This is a genomic window from Marinobacter lipolyticus SM19 (assembly GCF_000397065.2).
GTDB lineage: Bacteria > Pseudomonadota > Gammaproteobacteria > Pseudomonadales > Oleiphilaceae > Marinobacter > Marinobacter lipolyticus.
In genome coordinates, this window is the sequence record NZ_KE007325.1 from 461,079 (window position 1) to 481,245 (window position 20,167).

17 protein-coding genes are annotated in these 20,167 nt (G+C 58.3%); 4 read left to right on the plus strand and 13 right to left on the minus strand.

The features are described from left to right. Positions 1 to 9: 9 nt before the first annotated feature. Positions 10 to 789 carry a class II glutamine amidotransferase gene (locus MARLIPOL_RS11530; protein WP_012138301.1) on the plus strand — a complete coding sequence of 260 codons (780 nt, stop codon included), beginning with the start codon at positions 10 to 12 and terminating at the stop codon, positions 787 to 789. Positions 790 to 856: 67 nt separating this feature from the next. Here the strand turns inward: MARLIPOL_RS11530 and MARLIPOL_RS11535 are convergent, their stop codons facing one another. Continuing rightward, positions 857 to 1,750, minus strand: coding sequence for a metal-dependent hydrolase (locus MARLIPOL_RS11535; protein WP_012138302.1), 894 nt, complete (start codon positions 1,748 to 1,750; stop codon positions 857 to 859). A 232-nt stretch (positions 1,751 to 1,982) separates the two neighbouring features. Between MARLIPOL_RS11535 and MARLIPOL_RS11540 the strand changes: the two genes are divergently transcribed. Further along, positions 1,983 to 3,089, plus strand: coding sequence for a helix-turn-helix domain-containing protein (locus MARLIPOL_RS11540; RefSeq protein WP_012138303.1), 1,107 nt, complete (start codon positions 1,983 to 1,985; stop codon positions 3,087 to 3,089). 223 nt (positions 3,090 to 3,312) lie between these two features. After that, positions 3,313 to 3,720: an NINE protein gene (locus MARLIPOL_RS11545; protein WP_012138304.1), complete on the plus strand. Its 408-nt coding sequence runs from the start codon at positions 3,313 to 3,315 to the stop codon at positions 3,718 to 3,720. 154 nt (positions 3,721 to 3,874) lie between these two features. Here the strand turns inward: MARLIPOL_RS11545 and MARLIPOL_RS11550 are convergent, their stop codons facing one another. The 9 genes from MARLIPOL_RS11550 to MARLIPOL_RS11590 form a co-directional block, all read right to left on the minus strand. Further along, positions 3,875 to 5,242 (minus strand): WS/DGAT/MGAT family O-acyltransferase, encoded by a 1,368-nt coding sequence (locus tag MARLIPOL_RS11550; protein ID WP_012138306.1) that lies wholly within the window; start codon positions 5,240 to 5,242, stop codon positions 3,875 to 3,877. Positions 5,243 to 5,358: 116 nt separating this feature from the next. Beyond that, on the minus strand, positions 5,359 to 5,727 hold the full coding sequence (nirD, locus tag MARLIPOL_RS11555; protein ID WP_012138307.1) for a nitrite reductase small subunit NirD: 369 nt from the start codon (positions 5,725 to 5,727) through the stop codon (positions 5,359 to 5,361). A 160-nt stretch (positions 5,728 to 5,887) separates the two neighbouring features. Then, positions 5,888 to 8,422: a nitrite reductase large subunit NirB gene (nirB, locus tag MARLIPOL_RS11560; RefSeq protein WP_407638085.1), complete on the minus strand. Its 2,535-nt coding sequence runs from the start codon at positions 8,420 to 8,422 to the stop codon at positions 5,888 to 5,890. 8 nt (positions 8,423 to 8,430) lie between these two features. Continuing rightward, positions 8,431 to 9,660, minus strand: coding sequence for an NAD(P)/FAD-dependent oxidoreductase (locus MARLIPOL_RS11565; RefSeq protein WP_012138309.1), 1,230 nt, complete (start codon positions 9,658 to 9,660; stop codon positions 8,431 to 8,433). A gap of 189 nt (positions 9,661 to 9,849) precedes the next feature. Next, a complete protein-coding gene (locus tag MARLIPOL_RS11570; RefSeq protein ID WP_323807374.1) occupies positions 9,850 to 10,740 on the minus strand; it encodes an ABC transporter ATP-binding protein in 891 nt (296 codons plus the stop codon). Between the two features lie 56 nt (positions 10,741 to 10,796). Further along, a complete protein-coding gene (locus tag MARLIPOL_RS11575) occupies positions 10,797 to 11,792 on the minus strand; it encodes an ABC transporter permease (protein WP_012138311.1) in 996 nt (331 codons plus the stop codon). 25 nt (positions 11,793 to 11,817) lie between these two features. Further along, entirely contained in the window at positions 11,818 to 13,173 is a 1,356-nt protein-coding gene (locus MARLIPOL_RS11580; protein ID WP_012138312.1) for a CmpA/NrtA family ABC transporter substrate-binding protein, read from the minus strand. 229 nt (positions 13,174 to 13,402) lie between these two features. Next, the gene (locus tag MARLIPOL_RS11585) at positions 13,403 to 14,629 is read right to left on the minus strand and encodes a CmpA/NrtA family ABC transporter substrate-binding protein (RefSeq protein WP_012138313.1); all 1,227 of its coding nucleotides are present in this window, start codon (positions 14,627 to 14,629) and stop codon (positions 13,403 to 13,405) included. A 24-nt stretch (positions 14,630 to 14,653) separates the two neighbouring features. Further along, positions 14,654 to 15,274: an ANTAR domain-containing response regulator gene (locus MARLIPOL_RS11590; protein WP_012138314.1), complete on the minus strand. Its 621-nt coding sequence runs from the start codon at positions 15,272 to 15,274 to the stop codon at positions 14,654 to 14,656. 438 nt (positions 15,275 to 15,712) lie between these two features. On the opposite strand from MARLIPOL_RS11590, the gene MARLIPOL_RS11595 reads away from it, so the two are divergent. Beyond that, positions 15,713 to 18,385: a nitrate reductase gene (locus MARLIPOL_RS11595; protein ID WP_036191325.1), complete on the plus strand. Its 2,673-nt coding sequence runs from the start codon at positions 15,713 to 15,715 to the stop codon at positions 18,383 to 18,385. Here MARLIPOL_RS11595 and MARLIPOL_RS11600 read toward each other — a convergent pair. The 3 genes from MARLIPOL_RS11600 to MARLIPOL_RS18575 form a co-directional block, all read right to left on the minus strand. Beyond that, positions 18,369 to 19,070 (minus strand): hypothetical protein, encoded by a 702-nt coding sequence (locus MARLIPOL_RS11600; protein WP_036191328.1) that lies wholly within the window; start codon positions 19,068 to 19,070, stop codon positions 18,369 to 18,371. The two genes, MARLIPOL_RS11595 and MARLIPOL_RS11600, sit on opposite strands and share 17 nt — an antisense overlap. 234 nt (positions 19,071 to 19,304) lie before the next feature. Continuing rightward, positions 19,305 to 19,751 carry a hypothetical protein gene (locus MARLIPOL_RS11605; RefSeq protein WP_012138317.1) on the minus strand — a complete coding sequence of 149 codons (447 nt, stop codon included), beginning with the start codon at positions 19,749 to 19,751 and terminating at the stop codon, positions 19,305 to 19,307. A 15-nt stretch (positions 19,752 to 19,766) separates the two neighbouring features. Next, a complete protein-coding gene (locus tag MARLIPOL_RS18575; protein ID WP_145768779.1) occupies positions 19,767 to 20,114 on the minus strand; it encodes a hypothetical protein in 348 nt (115 codons plus the stop codon). Positions 20,115 to 20,167: the final 53 nt, after the last annotated feature.

A 20,167-nucleotide genomic window follows, 5' to 3' on the forward strand; every position in this document is an offset into this window, starting at 1 on the left:
GGTTGAACCGTGTGTGAATTACTGGCCATGAGCGCCAATACCCCGACCGACCTGTGTTTCAGCTTTACCGGCCTGACCCGTCGCGGCGGCGAAACGGGTCCCCACAAGGACGGCTGGGGTGTCGCGTTCTATGAGGGTAAGGGCGTGAGAGCCTTCCACGAGTCCGGTGCCAGTGCCAGCTCCCGTATCGCCGAAGTGGTCCAGACCCATCCGATCAAAAGCGAAGTGGCCATCTGTCACATCCGCCAGGCCAATGTAGGTGAGATCTGTCTGGCCAACACCCACCCGTTTATCCGGGAGCTGTGGGGGCGTTACTGGGTGTTCGCCCATAACGGCCAGCTATCCTCGTTCCATGCGCCCCAGGGGTTTTACGAGCCGGTTGGCACGACAGACAGCGAAGCCATGTTCTGCGATATCCTCAACGATCTTCGTCAGCACTGTGACCGTGAGACCCCGGTTGACGAGGTGCTGGATCGTCTTGTTGCATTAGCCCGGAACTACGCCAGCGAAGGTGTGTTCAACCTGTTGTTGAGCAACGGCGACTGGCTGTTTACCTACTGCACCACCAAAATGGCCAGCATTACCCGCCGTGCTCCGTTTGGCCCCGCCCGACTCAAGGATGCCGATGTGACCGTGGATTTCGAGTCAGAGACCACGCCCGACGATATTGTCAGCGTCATCGTGACTGAGCCGTTGACGACGGACGAACAGTGGGACATCTACTCGCCTGGCGAGTGGCGGCTTTGGCGGGGAGGAGAAGTGATCAGGTCAGGTTACGCGCTGGCATAACCTGACCGTAAAGCCGTGTTATCGACTGCAGTGATTGCTGACTGCAGTGATTACTGACTTGCAGTGATTACTGAAGAGTACGGCGGTTCCCATTCTGGTACTGGGGCGCGATGTGCTCGCTGATCTGCTCCTTGAAGCTGGCAATCAGTTCACTGTTATCGTGATCCCAGGGATGGAAGCCCGGCTTGAAATATTCCAGCCAGGTGGGAATCAGGCTGGAGAAGGTGCCGTTCTTGCCCCACATGCGCCAAAGACCCTTGGCGGTGTCCTTCAGCGAGAAGTGCTTGGGATCGTTCAGCATCATTCGTGTCGTGAAGTAGCTTGCCATCACACCCAGCATGGCCGTACTGAACGCCAGGTAGAATGAACGTTCTGCGTAGGTGCCGCCGACCTGCTGGAACACGTCGTAGGTCACGGCCTTGTGCTCGGTCTCTTCAATGGCGTGCCACATCCACAGGGGGCGCATGGTTTCGTGCATATCTTCACGGACATCGCTGCGTTCCAGCAGCATGTCTGCCATCATGGCGGTCAGATGCTCAAGTCCGCAGGTGATGGCCAGCTGGTGCCGCTTGGGCAGCTTCTTGGCAATGCCGAGAACCACTTCCAGATGCTTTTCCAGCTCTTCCACGGGCATACCGCTATCCCGCACATGCTGGTTCATGGCATCGTGCTCCAGGGAGTGCATCGCTTCCTGGCCGATGAAACCACGCATCTCGGCCTTGAGCTTCGGGTCGTTAATCTGATCCCGGTAATAGCGTACGGAGTCCACAAAGAACTGTTCACCCTGCGGGAACAGAACCGACAGAGCGTTCATGGTGTGGCTCAGAATGTAGCTGTTATCGAGCCAGTAACGGGGAACCTTCTCGCCAAACTCGAAGCCCATGCGTTGGGGCTTGATGGAAACGTTATCCGGCGTGTTGGAAACTGGTGCCCTGGACTCTGCAGTTTTTGTTCTCAGCATGTTCATGCTCCTCTGCGACTGAACGCTTTGGCTGAAGTCATGTCTGCAGTGTGTGCGAGTCAACGGCGCCTGTGAATGCATGAAGGGGACGCCTGCCGTTCAGGTTGGGACAGTAATGGCAGTTTAAATTGACTATGATGACAGTATCACAGGTGCCTCCAGCCCCAGTGTTGCGGTCGCTGGCTTCTGTTAGCATCAGGATAACTTTCCCACAATACCCAAAGGACAACCTATGGCGAACACCAGCCCGGACAAAGAACGGCAAATGCTGGGGTTTTTCCTGGTACCTGGCGTGTATATGCGGGTCATGGCCGAAACCGTGCGGCAGCTTGGCTACAATGACCGGTCGTTATACGAGGGGCTGAGCTTTTCGGCGGAAGACCTGAAGGCAAATGACAGCCGGGTGTTCGTGACCGATGCCATCCTGATGACGCAACGGGCATTGGACCTGGCGGGCAAGGACGGTTTGAGCTTCATGCTGGCGCGGGAACTCCGGCTGACGATCCACGGCACCCTGGGTTTTGCCGCTCTGACCAGCCCGACGTTTGCCGATGCTCTGGATTCAGTGCGTCGTTATCTTCAGCTTCGCGCACCTTTTCTCAGTATGAGTCAGTCCGAGGCGGGGGAAAACGTCCTGGTTCAACTTCGTACCGAGTTTGACGCACCCGGGCTGTACCCGTTCCTGGCGGAAACCGTGAGTGCCACGCTGATTATGTTGACCGAGCAACTGTTGGACCGCGAGGATGCCGAAAAGCGTGGGTTTGCGATGACCGACGGCAAATTGCCGGGGGTAACGGTGCATATGAGCAAGCCCGAGCCGGATTATTATGCCCGCTTTGCGAATCAGTTACCGGTACGCTTCGAATACGGCAAGCCTGAGGAAATGATGGTGTTTCCAAAGGCCCTGTTGAATGTACGCATGCGCCTGGCGGACGCGGATGCCTCCCGCATGGCCCGTGAGCAGTGTGAATTCGAATTGCAGAAGGCGTTGAAGGACCAGGGTGATATCACCCTGGCGATTCGCAATATGCTGCGAATGACGCCTGGACCCTTGCCTTCCCTGGAGGCAATGTCAGAGCGCTTTTGCGTGTCGTCGCGGACCCTCAAGCGCCGCCTGGCAGAGAAAGACACAACCTATCGCGAGATTCTCGAGTCAGTGCTGAAGGACCGGGCGATTCAGTTGCTGCGGTATACCAACCAATCGGTGAGTGAGATTGCCTACGAGCTGGGGTATGCCGATCTGTCCAATTTCAGCCGCGCTTTCCGCAAGTGGACCGGCAAGTCGGCCAGCGAATTCCGTGAAGATGGGCCCGATCCGGCGCCTGAGCTGGGGCCCTGAGGTTTTGGCCTGCGTTCCACAGGCCTCTTGTATGGGAGTGTGGTCGCAGGGTGGTGTCTTATTTTTCTGAGAAAAAGAACTCGCTTTGCTCAGACACCTTTATTCTCAAAAAAATAAGACACCACCCCACGCCCTGCTGAACCGGGAGAATGCCATCTAAACCAATGTAGGTCGGGTTAGCGAAGCGTAACCCGACAAAGCACCCACAAATTGAGGAGAAACCATGTCACCCGAAAAAGACACCCACAGCAAACTCTTCGGTTATCTCCTCTGGATCTTTGGCTTCCTCGGATCTCATCGCTTCTACTACGGCAAACCGATTACCGGCACCATCTGGTTCTTCACTCTGGGTTTGCTGTTTATCGGCTGGATTATCGATCTGTTTCTGATTCCGGCGATGGACCGGGAGGCGGATCTGAAATTTCGGGAAGGCGAGGTCAGCTACAACATTGGCTGGTTGCTGTTGACCTTTACCGGCGTATTCGGCCTGCACCGGATGTACATGGGCAAGTGGATTACCGGCATTATCTACCTGCTGACCGGCGGCCTATTCCTCGTAGGCGTGCTCTATGACTTCTGGACTCTGAATGGTCAGATTTCCGAGCGAAACCAGGAAGTTAAATTCAGCTGATCTCCTGTGGCGCGCTTCTCCGGAGTCTGACGAGACCTTCTGCTGCCTTCTTCCAAAACCGTAGAGGGCCAGGGATGGCCCGATCCGAGCCCACATGGAAGTGCTTGTAGGCGTGTTTTGGGAGAAGGCAGCAGAAGGTCTCAATCACCCCAAGTCAGCTTCCTGCAGCAATCTCTAGTTCCGCCAACCCCTCTTCCAGATAATCCAGCATCCGCTGCAGGCTAGGCAGTGTGCGGCGGCAGCCGATGAGGCCGAATTCGATCTGATCGCGGTAGCTGGTCAGGGTCATATTCAGCGCCAGCCTGTCCATGGCGATGGATACCGGGTACATGCCTTCCATTCGGGCGCCGTTCCAGTAGCAGTCTTCCGAAGGCCCCGGCACATTCGAAATCACCACATTGAAGGTCTGCCACTTTGGTGCCATACCGGTTAACAGGTTAAACGCCGCCGGCGCGAGCGTCAGGGCGGTGTAGTTCAGGATCTCCTCGGAGGACATCGTCGCGTAGCGATCCTTGGCCATTTTGACATCGTGATGGATGTGCATCAGCCGGTCGGCGGGATCGCTCAGATGGGTGCCCAGGGAAGCAAGTATGATCCCGACCTGATTGCCTTCCTCACTGTCATCCCGACGGAGGGACACTGGCACCATGGCGATCAGCGGCTGCGCCGGGAGTTCATCCTGATTCATCAGGTAGGTCCGCAGGGCACTGGCGCACATGGCCATCACCACATCGTTCACCGTCACCCCGTAGGCCTGGCCCACCGCGCGAATACGATTCAGACAGTAAGACTGCGCCGCAAAGCGGCGAGAACCGGTAATCTTCTGATTCAGAATACTGGGGGGCGCGTGGAATACCGAATCATACGCCGGATCCTTACGGGCCTGATTGATCGTTTTCAGCAATTCCCGAGCCACCGTGGGCACAGTGCCTAGCTGTTTGCCGGACTCCCCGATCAGCTGTCCGATGCTTCTCCACAATGACATCCCTTCCCCGTCAGAGGAACGTCTCTCCCGGGGAGGCAACGCCCAGATCGGGGGCATATCGCGCTGTTCGGGGTCGGGGGACAACATGCGTTGCGCCATGCGCATGGCAGAGACGCCATCCACCAGGGAGTGGTGAATCTTGGTGTAGACCGCAAACTGGCGATCCCTCAGCCCCTCGATCAGGTGAAACTCCCACAGAGGCCGCTCGCGATCCATCAGGTGGGAATGCTCCGCCGACACGAACGACAGCAACTCCCGAACGCGGCCCGGCGTCGGCAACGCCTCGAAGCGGAAGTGATGCTCCAGGTCCAGGTGCTCATCCTTCACCCATACCGGTTGCGCGAACCGACTGTCCAGGCGGCGGTCGAACGGCGAAGTGACCGTGGTGTGATCACGAAGCTGGTCCGCCAGCTGTGCCACATAGTCATCCGGCGCATTCTCCGGGAAGGAAAACAGCTGGAGTCCGCCAACGTGCATGGGTTGCTGGCGTTTTTCCAGCCAGAGAAACATCTGGTCGGTAGGGCTGAGTGGCTTCACGAGGTCATCCTTGTTGTTGGATTTTTCCTGATCATACCCTAGCCAAAGTGTGAGGGAATTGACCTCTGGTAAACTCCAGTCGGGTTAAACGGCAATCAACCCCGCCAACTTTCCGATCAGGCGGCGGCAGTTTCCGACTGAGCCGCTGGAACTTCCAGCCTGATTCTGTCGCCGTCCAACAGGACCGGGTAGGTCTTGATACTGACATCCTGGTCTTCCAGACACTGGCCGGTCACCAGGCTGAAGTGCTGCTTGTACAGTGGTGACGCCACCACCGGTTCACCTTTGATATCACCGGTGATGCCCCGGGCCAGCACATTCGAGCCACTGAACGGATCGGTGTGACTGATGGCAAACAAAGCCGGCAGCCGATGCGGCAGGTAGAACACCGCCACCGGACCATCTTCGGTCCAGACTGCAACACCGGATTCCGGCACCAGATCTTCAACCTTACAAACCGAATCCCAACGAGTACGAGCTTTCATAAACAGTCTCCAACGAATCTTCTGATATCTCTGTGTGGTCAAGTGAGTGAGGGGTATGGGGGTAATTTTCTGTCAGGAAAAAGGTGTCTGAGCGAAGCGAGTTCTTTTTCCAGAAGAAAAATACCCCCATACCCCTCGCTCCACCCGCCAAGTCATCAGGCTACGCAGACTCGGTCTCCAAAACAGGCCGCCGCTGATCCCGCTCAGTCGTCCACTGCTGCACCGGATCCTTCTTGTCAGGCGCATTGACGAACTCGCGGAAGCGCTTGCGCTTCTCCGGATCTTCCACCGCGGTTTTCCATTCGCACTGGTAAGTGCCCACAATGCTCTCCATGTGCTCTTCCAGTTCCCTGCCAAGGCCCAGACTGTCTTCCAGCACCACCTCTTTCAGGTAGTCCAGACCACCTTCCAGATTCTCCATCCACACACTGGTGCGCTGCAGGCGATCAGCCGTGCGCACATAGAACATCAGCACGCGATCAATGGTGCGGACCAACTCTTCGTCAGAAAGATCCGTGGCAAACAGATCGGCGTGGCGAGGGCGCATGCCGCCATTACCGCACACGTACAGGTTCCAGCCATTCTCGGTGGCGATCACCCCGATATCCTTGCTCTGGGCTTCGGCACACTCACGGGTACAGCCGGACACCGCCATCTTGATCTTGTGAGGCGAACGCAGACCCTTGTAGCGATCCTCCAGGAAAATCGCCATGCCGACACTGTCCTGTACGCCATAGCGGCACCAGGTACTACCGACACAGGATTTCACCGTACGCAGGGACTTGCCATACGCGTGACCGGTTTCAAAACCGGCGGCAATGAGTTTTTCCCAGATCTCCGGCAGTTCGCTCAGAGTGGCACCGAACAGATCCACCCGCTGACCACCGGTGATCTTGGTGTAAAGGTTGTACTCCTTGGCCACCTCACCGAGCACGATCAGCTTGTCCGGAGTGATTTCACCGCCAGGTACACGGGGCACGATGGAATAGGTGCCGTTTTTCTGCATGTTGGCCATGAAGGTGTCGTTGGTATCCTGCAGTGGCACGTGGTCGGTGGCCAGAATGTGCTCGTTCCAGCAGGTCGCCAGGATCGAAGCGACGGCCGGCTTACAGATGTCGCAGCCATGGCCCTTGCCGTGTTCGCGAATCAGCGTCTGGAAGGTTCGGACACCGTTGACCTTCACCAGATGGAACAGTTCCTGGCGACTGTATGGGAAGTGTTCACAGATGTCCTTGCTGACTTCCACACCGCGCTTTTCCAGTTCGCTATCCACCACGTTCTTCAACAGTGCCGCGCAACCACCGCAGCCGGTGCTGGCCTTGGTTTCGCCTTTGACGCTGCCAAGGTCGCTACAACCGGCGTCAATCGCGCCGCAGATATCGCCCTTGGTGACGTTGTGGCAGGAACAGATGGAGGCGGTTTCCGGCAGGGCATCGGGGCCCAGGGCTGGGGCACCGCCCTCGCTTTCCGGAAGAATCAGGGTTTCCGGGCTGTCCGGCAGGGTGATGCCGTTGAGGGCATACTGCAACAAGGTGTCGTAGGGACCGTTATCACCCACCAGAATGGCGCCGAGCAGCGTCTTGCCGTCCTCGCTGACCACCATGCGGCGGTAGTGACCGGCCTGCTCGTCGTTGAAACGTATGTTGCGGGCACCCGGGGTCTGACCATGGGCATCACCAATGGAGCCCACGTCCACGCCCAGCAGTTTGAGTTTGGTGCTCATGTCGGCACCGGTAAAGGCCGCTTCACGGTCACCATTGAGGGCGGATGCCAGGGTGCGGGCCATGGTGTAGCCGGGAGCGACCAGACCGAAGATCTTACCGCCCCACAGGGCACATTCGCCGATGGCGTGAATGTGTGGGTCGGAGGTGGTGCACTGATCGTTGATGACGATGCCGCCACGCTCACCGATCTCCAGGCCGCTGGTCCGGGCCAGGGTGTCCTGAGGGCGGATGCCGGCGGAGAACACGATCAGGTCGGTTTCCAGATGGCTGTCGTCGCTGAAGTTCATCCGCAGACGGCTGTCCTCACCCTCGACAATCTCGGTGGTGGCTTTCTCGGTATGTACCTGAACACCCAGCTCCTCAATCTTGTGTCTGAGCAGGGCGCCGCCGTCGGCGTCGAGCTGCACCGGCATCAGGCGCGGTGCAAACTCCACCACGTGGGCGTCCAGACCCAGGCTCTTGAGGGCATTGGCCGCTTCCAGACCCAGAAGGCCGCCACCGACCACAACACCGGTTTTGACGCCGTTGGCGCTGGCGCGGATGCTGTCGAGGTCCTCCAGGGTGCGATACACCAGACAATGGGGGTGCTCGTTGCCTTTGATCGGTGGTACGAACGGATAGGAACCGGTGGCCAGCACCAGTTCATCGTAATCATAGGTGCCCGCGGGAGTGGTCACGGTCTTCTGATCGCGGTCAATGGCGGTGACCTGCTCGTTGAGGTGCAGGTCGATGTTGTTGTCTGCGTACCAATCGGCGGTGCCCATGGCCAGGTCGGCGTGGGTGGAGCCACCGAAGTACTCGGACAGGTGGACGCGGTCATAGGCCAGCAGTTTTTCCTCGCCGAACACCTTGATATCGAAGCGTTCAGCGGCAGCCGAACTGGTCAACTGCTCAAGAAAATGGTGACCCACCATGCCGTTGCCGATCACGATCAGGGTTTGTTTGCTCATGGTATTTCCTCTCTCTTTCACTGACGGCATCACGCGGCGTCGCAGTAATGTTTGCCAAAGGCCAGGTGGGCCCGGATAGGGCTGATGTCATCGGCCTGTTGAATACGTTCGCTGTACCAGAGGCCGTCCGTGGTCTCACCGAACAGGACCGCGCCGGTCAGGCGCTGGTTGCGGATCAGCAGGCGGCAATAGCGATTGGTTTCATAGTCCTGCCAGACCACCGACTCGGTATCGCCGTCCGGCTGTGTCTGGCCACAGGAAAAAATCGGAATGCCGCTGATCTTCAGTCGCGTGGGAATAACTGACGGTTCAAAAGCGGCATCGCTGTTAGCATCGCAGAGCACCTGGGCAAGCACTTCGGCCTGCTGGTAACCGGGCTCTACCAGCCCAAAGGTCTGATCGCTGATCTGGCAACACTCGCCAATGGCATAGATAGTCGGATCGCTGGTGCGCAGCCGGGTATCAACCCGGATGGCGCGATCACAGTCGAGGCCAGCATCCCGGGCCAGTTGGGCATTGGGTGAAATGCCGGCGGCGATGACCACCAGGTCGGTACTGATCAGGGTTTCATCGTCAAGCTGGACGGCGCGGATGGAATCCCTGCCCAACAGGGCAACCGGGGAGGTGCGGGTTCTGATGGTCAGACCCCGGGCGGTCAGGGCGTCTTCCAGCAGGGCGCCACCGGTCGGATCCAGCTGGCGGTTCAGCAGGTGGCTGCTGCGATGCAGAACGGTGACCGACATCCCGCGGCTGCGCAGGCCCTCTGCCGCTTCCAGACCCAGAAACCCGCCGCCGATAACCACGGCCCGCCGGTGACGCTGGCTGATATTGATGAGCTTGCGGGTGTCCCGCAGGTCACGGAATCCGACCACGCCTGCCATCTCTTCGCCCTGGATACCAAGGCTGGCTGAGCGGGAGCCGGTGGCAATCACCAGACGGTCGTATTCCTGAACCAGACCGCTGGTGGTAGTGACGGTTTTATCGATCCGGTTGATGGCGGTGACGGGGTCTCCCTGATGGATCTCGATATTATGCTGTCGGAACCAGTCTGACTGTTTCAGTACCAGACTGCTCTCCTTGGCATCGCCAGCCAATAACGCAGACAGCTGGATTCGGTTGTAGGCCGGGCTGGCTTCGCCATTGAACACCACAATCCGGCTAAAAGGCTGGTGTGGCTGTGCTACCAGCTTTTCCAGCAGCCGTTGTGCCACCATGCCGTGGCCGCAGATAACGAGGGTTTGTTGTGCCCCGGTGTTCATGGTCGCCATCCCCTTTTTACCCAAACAAAAAAAGCCGAAGCATCTTGTCCCCGGAGGGACTCAATGGTTCGGCGCCAATGCCAACAACAATGATCTGTTAATCCGGCCGATCCATAGCCGGGACATTCATCCTTGGTTAGGTAAAAGCGAACTCCGTGCCAACATTATTAATTCAGATTTAACAGCAGGTTAGGCATTTGCAGCCAGTTCCTCCTCGGCGTGCGTGCGCTCAGACGGGGCGGTGTGCACCGAGAAGGTGCCTGTTGGCTGGCCGGTCCCCTGGCCCTCGGTTTCTGCCTCCGGTTCGTCCGCAGACGCACTCTGTTTGGATGGGAACGACTGTTTTTCATACAAAAAGGACAATACAGCCTGTCGGTAGTGCACATATTCCGGATTGTCGGCCAGCGTGACCCGGTTACGTGGTCGTGGCAGGTCAATGTGGAGCTCTTCCCCCACCGTGGCGGCGGGGCCGTTGGTCATCATCACGATGCGGTCGGACAGTAGTACGGCTTCATCGACATCGTGGGTGATCATGATCACGGTGCTGTTGAGATTCTGCTGTATTTCCATCAGTGAATCCTGCAGGTGTGCCCGGGTCAGGGCATCCAGTGCCCCGAACGGCTCGTCCATCAGCAACACACTGGGTTTCATTGCCAGCGCCCGGGCAATACCGACCCGCTGGGCCATGCCCCCGGAAATTTCCCCGGGGCGCTTGTCCAGGGCATGTCCCATGTTCACCAGATTCAGGTTGTGCAATATCCAGTCGCGCCGCTCGGCCTTGCTCATGGTCTTGCGGAACACCTGCTGAACCGCCAGCTCGACGTTTTCATACACCGTCAGCCACGGCATCAACGAGTGGTTCTGAAACACCACGGCCCGTTCCGGACCCGGCGTATTCACTTCATGGCCGTCCAGTACACAGCCACCACGGGTGGCCTGTAACAGCCCGGCAACGATATTCAATACCGTGGACTTGCCGCAGCCGGAGTGACCAATCAGGGACACGAATTCCCCTTTACGGATCTTCAGATCCACGTTTTCCAATGCGATGAATGGACCTGTGGGTGTATCGAAGGCCATTTGGACATTGGTTAATTCAAGATGTGGCTTGCTCATAGCTAACTCCTCAAATGACGCTATTCGTTCCAGGCAACCTTCTTCTGAATCAGCAGCATGATCCGATCCAGCAGGAAGCCGATGAAGCCGATGGCCAGTACCGCCACCATAATCCGGCTCAACGACTGACTGCTGCCGTTCTGGAACTCATCCCAGACAAACTTGCCCAGGCCCGGGCTCTGGGCCAGCATTTCGGCGGCGATCAGCACCATCCAGGCAATGCCCAGAGAGACCCGCAGGCCCGTGAAAATCATCGGCACCGAGGACGGCAGCACCACTTTGCGAACGTGAGTCCAGAACGACAGCCGCAGAACTTTCGAGACATTCAGCAGGTCGGGATTGACCGCTGCCACGCCAACGCTGGTATTGATCAGCGTCGGCCACAGGCTGCACAGGGTGACGGTGATCATCGACGTCACGAACGACTTTTCGAACAGCGGGTCGTCGCTGACATAGGTCGCTGACACCACCATGGTGACCAGCGGCAGCCAAGCCAGCGGCGACACCGGTTTGAAGATCTGGATCAGCGGGTTCACCGCCGCCGAAAAGTGGCGGTTGAGCCCGATCACGATACCCAGGGGTACCGCAATCAGGGTCGCCAGTACAAAGCCGGCCAGGACCGTGCCCAGGCTGGTTACCACCTGGTCAATAAACGTGGGGGCGCCCGGATAGGAGCGGATTTTCACCTCTGCGACCGGATTCTCCGCAAGAATGCGCTCGTTACGTTGCTCCTGCATGGTGATGAACTGCGATGCGCGTTCCCGCTGGTCGCTGTGTTCCTGCCACAGCTGGCCGGACTGTTCCAGTACCGCCCCCGGTCCCGGAAACGCCCCGAGGGAGGTCTGTACCTGCGGCGCGGCAAGGTGCCAGAACCCCAGGAACAGGAGGATGCCGATGATGGGTAGCAACAGCTGGCGACCGGTGTCGGCCAGGTTCGGCCGGGGCAGTTTTTCGGTCAGTGCACGGAGCCAGTGCGTGGCAGCCGGTGTCTGATCGGTCTGGCTGAGTGTGGTCATGGGATCTCTCCTGACAATCACGTGATTAAGGGGTTTGCGACCCTTTCAGGCCAATGTCGAAACTGTCGATGTAGGCGTTCGGCTCCCGCGGGGTGAAGGTAACGCCGTCAATCAGCTCACCCTGGTAGGGACGGGCGAAGTTTTCGGCGTCCAGGTCCGGGAAGTCTTCGGCGCTGAGGGTGCCATCCTCGATCAGTGAGCGGGCGGCTTCCTTATAGATGTCCGCGCGGTAAACCTTGGCGGCGGTCTCCATGTACCAGTCGTCGGACTTGGGTTCCGGGATCTGTCCCCAGCGGCGCATCTGGCTCAGGTACCAGATGGCGTCCGACGGGTACGGGTAGGTGGCGTAGTGACGGAAGAACACGTTGAAGTCAGGCACCTCACGCACGTCGCCTTTCTCATACTCGAAGGTGCCGGTCATGGAGTTGGCGATGACTTCCTCATCGGCGCCGACGTAATTGGAGCGGGCGAGAATCTTCACTGCCTGTTCCCGATTGGCGTTGTCGTTTTCGTCCAGCCAGTGAGCGGCGCGAATCAGCGCACGCAGCAGGCGCAGGTGGGTGTTGGGGTATTGTTCGGCCCAGGTTTCGGTCACCCCGAACACTTTTTCCGGGTTGTTGGGCCAGATCTCGTAATCGGTAATCACCGGTACGCCAATGCCCTTGAACACCGCTTGCTGATTCCAGGGTTCGCCCACGCAATAGCCCTGGATGGTGCCAGCTTCCATGGTGGCCGGCATTTGCGGTGGCGGCGTCACTGACAGGTGAACGTCTGCCTCCAGTGTGCCGCTGGTGTCGCCGCGCTGGGGTGCGTAGTAGCCGGGATTGAGGCCGCCGGCCGCCAGCCAGTAACGCAGTTCATAGTTGTGGGTGGACACGGGAAACACCATGCCCATACGAAAGCGCTCACCTTCATTGCGGTACTGCTCGATAACCGGTTTGAGGGCGGATGCACTGATTGGATGCGCGGGCTGGCCGTCGTCGTTATCACCGATGTGCGGGCGCATCTGTTCCCAGACGTCGTTGGAGACAGTGATGCCGTTGCCGTTCAGGTCCATGCTGAAGGCGGTGATGATGTCGGCCTGGGTGCCGTAGCCGATGGTGGCTCCCAGAGGCTGGCCGGCCAGCATATGGGCACCATCCAGTGAGCCGGTCACAACGCCATCAAGCAGTACTTTCCAGTTGGCTTGCGCTTCCAGTTCCACAAACAGGCCTTCGTCCATAAAGAAGCCCTGCTCCCAGGCGACGGCCAGCGGCGCCATGTCGGTGAGCTTGATAAAGCCCAGTTTCAGGTCCGGCTTCTCCGCCGGTCCGATGTCGGCCTGAACCGTGCCGGTTCCGCCCAGTATCAGTAGTGAGAATGCCAGTGTCTTCAGCTTCATGAGTCTCTCCCGCAGTTTGCTTTTCCCCAAACAAAAAACGCCCGCTCCCCACTGATGGGAAACAGGCGTCGATGCCCGGGAAACCTGGTTGGTTATCGGAAAATGTTATCTGTAAATGTCATTGCAGACCTTGTGCCAGGTTTTCATGTTGTTGAAGTTAAAAGATTTTTGATGAGGTTGTGGTGGGTGAGGGCTGATTGGCGCGTATGGTGGGAACGGTTTTGGTGCGTCAGGCTTCGTTTGCGGGCACAGTCGGGTTGGATTGCCAGTCGTGAAGCTGTTCTCCGAGCAGAGAGTCGCTGGAGACATCCACAGGACCGAACTGACCGTTCAGTGTGAAAGCGCGGGGGTGTTGTCCTTCGGTTTTACTGTCGATAACCGGTGCATCAATACCCAGGGAGCCTGCGGCATCCCGGAAGATATCGGGGCGGAAAATCCGTTGTATCGACGACCTGTCAATGTGCGCGAGTTGCTGCTGGTGAGCAATCAGGCGTGTGGCCAGCCAGTGGGCCTGGGAAAGCCAGGGAAAGTTGGCCGAGTTGCGAAAGAAATGCTGATGCAGTTTGGGGTGGAACGGACTGCAGCCACGGTCTGGGTGCAAAGGAAACTGCTCGCCGATGTTGCGATTGAAGTATTCCCCCAGGTATTCCGGGCGCGCCAGGGTTCGGGCCAGCATGGCGTGATTGTTGGGGCTGTCCAGCCAGCGGCAGGCGGCAAGGAGGGCGCGAATCAGGTGGCGGTGCATTTCCTGGTGTTGTTCGGCCCAGTCCGCGCGAAGTCCCATAACTTTCTCCGGGGCGTTCTGCCAGATCTGGTGCCCGGAATGCAGGATACGACCGAGCTGCCGTCGCTCAAGCACACTGTTCCAGGGCTCGCCGACACAACAGCCTTCGATGGCACCACTCTGAAGGGCGTCCATCATCTGCACCGGTGACACCGGGATGATGTGGAAATCCTCGCCGTTAACGGCTCCGGCGGAATCCAGCCAGTCACGCAGTTGCAGGTCATGGCTTGACCACGGGGCTACCGAAGCAAGCCGAACGGGCTTCTGACGCTTCCTCGCGAGCTGGGTTAATGCGCGAGCGGTGTCAATCGGTTGCCTCAGGTCAACACCGGAGAGCACCATCCGGTCAAACAGCTCGTTGCCCAGGGTGATGCCATTGCCATTGCGGCTCAATACCATGCCGGTGGTTACCGGTACCCGGGGACGGTCTGTCGCCAGCGACATGCTCAGTGGCATGGGAGCCAGCATGTGTCCGCCCTCCAGAAGACCGAAACTGATCTTGTCCCGGAGGGATGCCCATGAGCTCTCACGAACCAGTTCGACCCGCAGCCCTTCAGCTTCGAACAGGCCCAGCTCCTGGGCCATGATCAGGGGAGCGCTGTCGAGGAGCGGTACAAATCCGAGCCTGAGGTGAAAAGCGGTGCGGCGTCGGATGGGTGTGGGGGTGGCCATGGGATCAGATTCGCCTCGGGTGGATCAGGACGCCTTTTTAACCGCCGGAGCAGCAGATTGCCTTTCCAGCAGGGTGATAATCCGGCGCGCCATATCTGGCAGACGTTCACTGTGGTCCATGGCGGCCGACCGCAGCATCTGGAACGCGCTGTCTTCGTCGCAATTCTCGTGTTTCATGATCAGGCCCTTGGCTTTCTCGATGTACTTACGGTCCTCGAGGGCACCACGGGTTTCTGCCAGTTCCGTCCGCAGGGCCTGGAAGGATTCGAACTGGGCAATGGCGGAATCGATAATTGAGCGGACGCTCTGGGGCTTGATGCCGTCGACCACATAGGCGCTGACGCCGGCGCGGACCGCAGCCTGAATGGTGGCGCGATCCCCGGGCTCGTCCGCGGAAAAGACAATGGGCCGTGGCGCATGGTCGTTCAACGTACTCATGTTTTCCAGGGTGTCGCGATCCGGAGAGTCCATATCGATGATCACCATGTCCGGTTGATCACGGGCGACTGCTGCCGTCAGTCCGGTGGCGTCGGGGCGCTGGCGAATGACTTCATGGCCGCTGTGGGTCAGGGCTGCGCATACCTTGCTGGCGCGCTCGGGATTGTTGTCGATCAGTAGAATTCGCAAAGACTCTGATGACTGCATGACGTTTCCTCGATGTTCACAACGCGGAATGATCGACACCCCGCAGCATAGCGTTTGGTTTGAGTCCGTTATTGGACGTTCACAACCCGGATATAGCAATTTATCTGCCATGCATGGCGAGTGGCTGGAAAACAGGAAGTTAGAGCGATTTCTGAGAGCACTGACTGGCTCGGAAGAATGACGCAGTGCCTCTCAGCTGTGCATGAAGATGCGAATGTGCACCACAATGTGGCTGCCGGGAGCCTTTGAGCCGGCCACTTTTCTGCCAAACCGTTGGTTATCAGGCACTTTGCCGGCCTGGCCCCCGATTTGCTACCTACTCTATACAGACAGAGAGTATTGAACAGGTACAGGCAACGAAGCCCATCATGATTCCACTGCCAGCCGGGGGGGAATCATGGCGGGCTTTTTTGTTGGCCTTTCATCAGTGGAGCAGACATGTTGGTGCCTCTGAGTGACCAGGAAAACGAGATAAAGACCACTTGCCCCTATTGTGGGGTGGGTTGTGGTGTGGTGGCGTCTGTTGCAGGAACGCCGGAAGTGGCTGGTGACGAGAGCCATCCTGCGAATGGTGGGCGCCTGTGTGTCAAAGGCGCCAGCCTGGGTGAAACCCTGGGCGACGATGGCCGGCTGCTGACACCGAAAGTGGCCGGTGCCACCGTAACCTGGCCGGAGGCGATTGATTCGGTTGCCGATGCCATCCGCATGGCGGTCGAGACTCATGGCCCCTCCTCGGTTGCCTTTTACCTGTCGGGCCAGCTGCTGACTGAAGACTACTACGTGGCCAACAAGCTGGCGAAAGGGTTTATCGGGACCCCGAATGTGGACACCAATTCCCGGCTTTGCATGTCATCGGCGGTGGCGGCCCACAAAAGGGCCTTTGGCGGCGACCTGGTTCCCGGGTGTTATGAGGATCTGGAACTGGCGGACCTGCTGGTCCTTACCGGCAGCAACGCGGCCTGGGCCCATCCGGTGCTTTACCAACGTATGAAGGCTTCGGCTCGTCCGGGCAGGAAGGTGGTGGTCATTGACCCACGTCGTACTGCTACCAGTGACCTGGCGGATCTCCATCTGGCCCTGAAACCGGGAACCGACACCCTGCTGTTCAACGGACTGCTGGTCTGGCTGGTGGCATCCGGGGCGATCGATGAGGCATTTGTTGCCGACCATTGCAGCGGGTTTGAAGAGACGTTGGCGGAAGCAACAGCGGCGGCACCCACTCTGGAATTCGTTGCTGAGGCCTGCGACCTGGCCCGGGATGAAGTAGAGGCCTTCTATCGCTGGTTCGCCGAAGAGGAGCGGACAGTGACTGCGTTCTCCCAGGGCGTCAATCAGTCCGTTGCCGGCACAGACAAGTGCAACGCCATCATCAATTGTCACCTGGCTACCGGCCGTATTGGCAAACCCGGGGCCTGCCCGTTTTCCCTGACCGGCCAGCCCAACGCCATGGGCGGTCGCGAAGTCGGCGGCCTTGCGAACACTCTTGCCGCCCACATGGACTACGATACGCCGGGCGCAAAGGAGCGTGTCGCCCGCTTCTGGCAATGCGACGAAGTGGCCGATGGGCCAGGGCTCAAGGCGGTTGAGCTGTTCGATGCGGTCGAGCGGGGCGAGATCAAGGTGTTGTGGGTGCTGGCCACCAACCCGGCGGTGAGTCTTCCAGAGTCCGGCCGGGTCCGTAGGGCGCTGGAACAGTGCCCGACAGTGATTGTGTCCGACTGCATCCGCCACACGGATACCACAGATTACGCCAACATCCTGTTGCCTGCTGCGGGGTGGGGAGAAAAAGATGGCACGGTGACCAACTCCGAACGTCGAATTTCGCGCCAGCGCCGGTTCCTGCCCCAGGCGGGAGAGGCGAAGCCGGACTGGTGGATTCTTTCCGCCGTGGCGGGGCGTCTGGGTCATCGGGCATGTTTCGACTATAGCGGCCCTGCGGATATCTTTCGCGAGCACGCGGCGCTCTCCGGCTACGAGAATGACGGCAGCCGGACCTTTGATATCTCCGGTCTCGCGAACCTGAGCGATAGCGCCTACAACTCACTACAACCAACCCAATGGCCGGTGCGGGAAGGTCCGCATAATACGACCTCGAGATTGTTTACCGACGGTTGTTTTGCCACCACCGATGGACGCGCCCGACTGGTGCCGGTCAAGACCCGGTTGCCGGAAGTACAGCCTGATGGCAAATTCCCGATGATTATCAATACCGGGCGAATTCGTGACCAGTGGCACACCATGACCCGCACGGCGCGGGCATCCCGCCTGCTGGCTCACCGCTCTGAACCTTTTGTGGATGTCCATCCCAGGGATGCGGAAGCATTGGGTGTGGAGGCGAATGGGCTGGCCACACTGGAGGGCGATCAGGGGCAGTTTGTTGGCAGGGTTCATATCAACCCGGGCCAACGGCAGGGCGAGGTTTTCGTGCCGATTCACTGGAATCGACAGTTTACCGGAGAGGGGGTCGCCACTGCCCTGACCCGAAGTATTACCGATCCGCTTTCCGGTCAGCCCGAAGCCAAGCATGGACGGGGCAGGCTGACCCGCTGGCCCGCACGCTGGCATGGCCGGTTGCTGGTGCGCAAAAACAGGCCCCGGCGCTGGCGGGCTGATTATTGGGCAATGCAGCCCATGGACGCCTGTGATAGCTGGTGGCTGGCTGGGCGCACCAACGTGGACTGGCCGGCCATGGTTCAGGAGTGGCTGGGCGGGCAACCACAATTGGTCATGCAGGATCAGCGTCAAGGCCGGTTCCGGGCTGCCCGATTGTCACACGGCACACTGGAGGCGGTGCTGATGGTGGAGCGGGACCCCGCGCTCTTGCCTGCCGTGGACTGGCTTGCGGACTGTTTTACGATGGAGGAACTGGACGAAGCCACCCGTCGTTGCCTGCTGGCGGCCCGCTCGGTCGATACCGAGGATATCGGTGCACTGGTATGCAGCTGTTACCAGGTCGGGGAAAAGCAGATATGCCGGGCTATCGAGGAAGGTGCCAACAGCGTTGAGCTGTTGGGTGAGCAACTGCAGTGCGGTACTGGCTGTGGCTCTTGTATACCGGAATTGACCGGGTTGGTTGAGCAACAGGTCGCAGAGGTTAACTGTTCGGTGTGACCAGCAATGACACCGGCACCCGATAGCGAAGTCCCCGCGAAGGGCCCGTGCCTGCGACAGTACAGGTCTTCCGGTTCACCCGAATGATCTTGCCTTGGTGCTGGGTTTGGCCATGGCCAAAACGGACGGCATCCCCTACCTGCCAGTCGGCTGCCAGCTGTTGGGGCTGAACGATCTCGAACGGCTCGTGAGGCAGCGCAAGTCCATGCTGCCGGGCCAGCCCGGTCAGGTAATCCCTCGCTGCCCTCGCACCCCCGCTTTCATGAAGCTGATCGAGAATCTCGTAGAAATGGTGGTTGTGTACTGATCCATGAAAGCGTTTGCCCGCGCTGTGTTGCAGCAGGTGGGCAAATTCATGGCAACAGGTGTGAGCCAGCAGGTTGAGCGTTGTCAGTTCACCACCGAAATACTCCCGTTGCAGGATTTCCCGGCTGGAGAGCCAGCCCATGGCGGTCTCGGCCTGCTGTTTGGCCATAATCATGCGAACACCATAAGTGATCTGATGTTGCCTGGTGCGGGGATCGTAACGGTGGTAAGTGGCCTGGCCGGAGCCGACCCGGCACTGCAGCGAACCTCCGGAGCTACGCCCCCTGATCCAGCTGGCGGCTGGTTGCCACAGCAATTCTTCGGTGACCGAACACATCAGTTTGCCCAGGCCAACAGCGTTATTTCTGGAGATGGTCATCGTGAGCAAACCTGAATGTTCGTTTTCCTTCGATGGGTGATCTTAAGGTTACCACCGTCCATGCTGCGCGAGAAAGCGGAAGCCTCAGACGAAGCTGCCGCTTGAAGCACCTCCCGGAGAATCAGACAAACTGTCACCAGATATAAATAAGTGGTGACAGTTTGTCTGATTCTCCGGGAGGGCGTTCAGTGAAGGTATCGAGCAGGCCGAGGTAGTTGGCATCACGCTGCAGGTCTATCGGATAGAAATTGATGACAGCAGCTCATCGAAGAAATCATCTCTTACACTGATCGTTATCCAAAACTCGTCGTACTTGGCGACTGCAATAAAGGCAGTGGTAAAACCGCGAACTGAAGACGCAAAACCATAGGCGCCTTTAGGTAACGACAACTCTATAGCTGCGCCAGAACTTCTTTGGTTTTCAATGAATCCCTGTTTAACTTCTTTGGTGGCCGTACCGGACTGGGGGGCGGTGACTACGGTCGTTATGATTCCAACCAGTTCTGAATCCTTCCAAAGTAACGTTTCGGATGATTGAAGTTCGACAACATCAAACTGGCCGCTGTCGATACTGAAGCTGACATTTGTGGTGGTGCGAAACTCTATGGGTTGCTTGATTAACGGGGTGCAGCCAGAAACAAATGCGACCATTAATAACATCAGCGAGGCGATACGCTTCATTACAGACATTCCCTATCAATTGAGCGAGTCAAGGATAACAGGTTTGAATTGCGCCGCACGAAATCGTTTACACATTAAGTTGACTCTTACATTGCCTGTTAGGAAGGGTTCGCCGGATTTCCGAATAACTCGTAAAGCCCATTTCCTGAGTTTGGTTGCGGGCATCAGTACGTCTTGAGGGCTTGGTACCGCATGGATCCAAGTGCTGCAATCCGAAGTTTCAGCTAGCAAATGTACAATCAGAATGACCGTTTCGTCTGTAATCGTAGAGCTTCTGAATTTTCGAGCATGGCCTTTTCCGTAGAAAACGCTGATGATCGATTGAATGATATCGACATCGCTCTCTGTTAAAGAATCGTCCACGTTACTTCATCCTTGAAGTTATAGAAGCAGCACGCTGGAACACTACCTGTTTC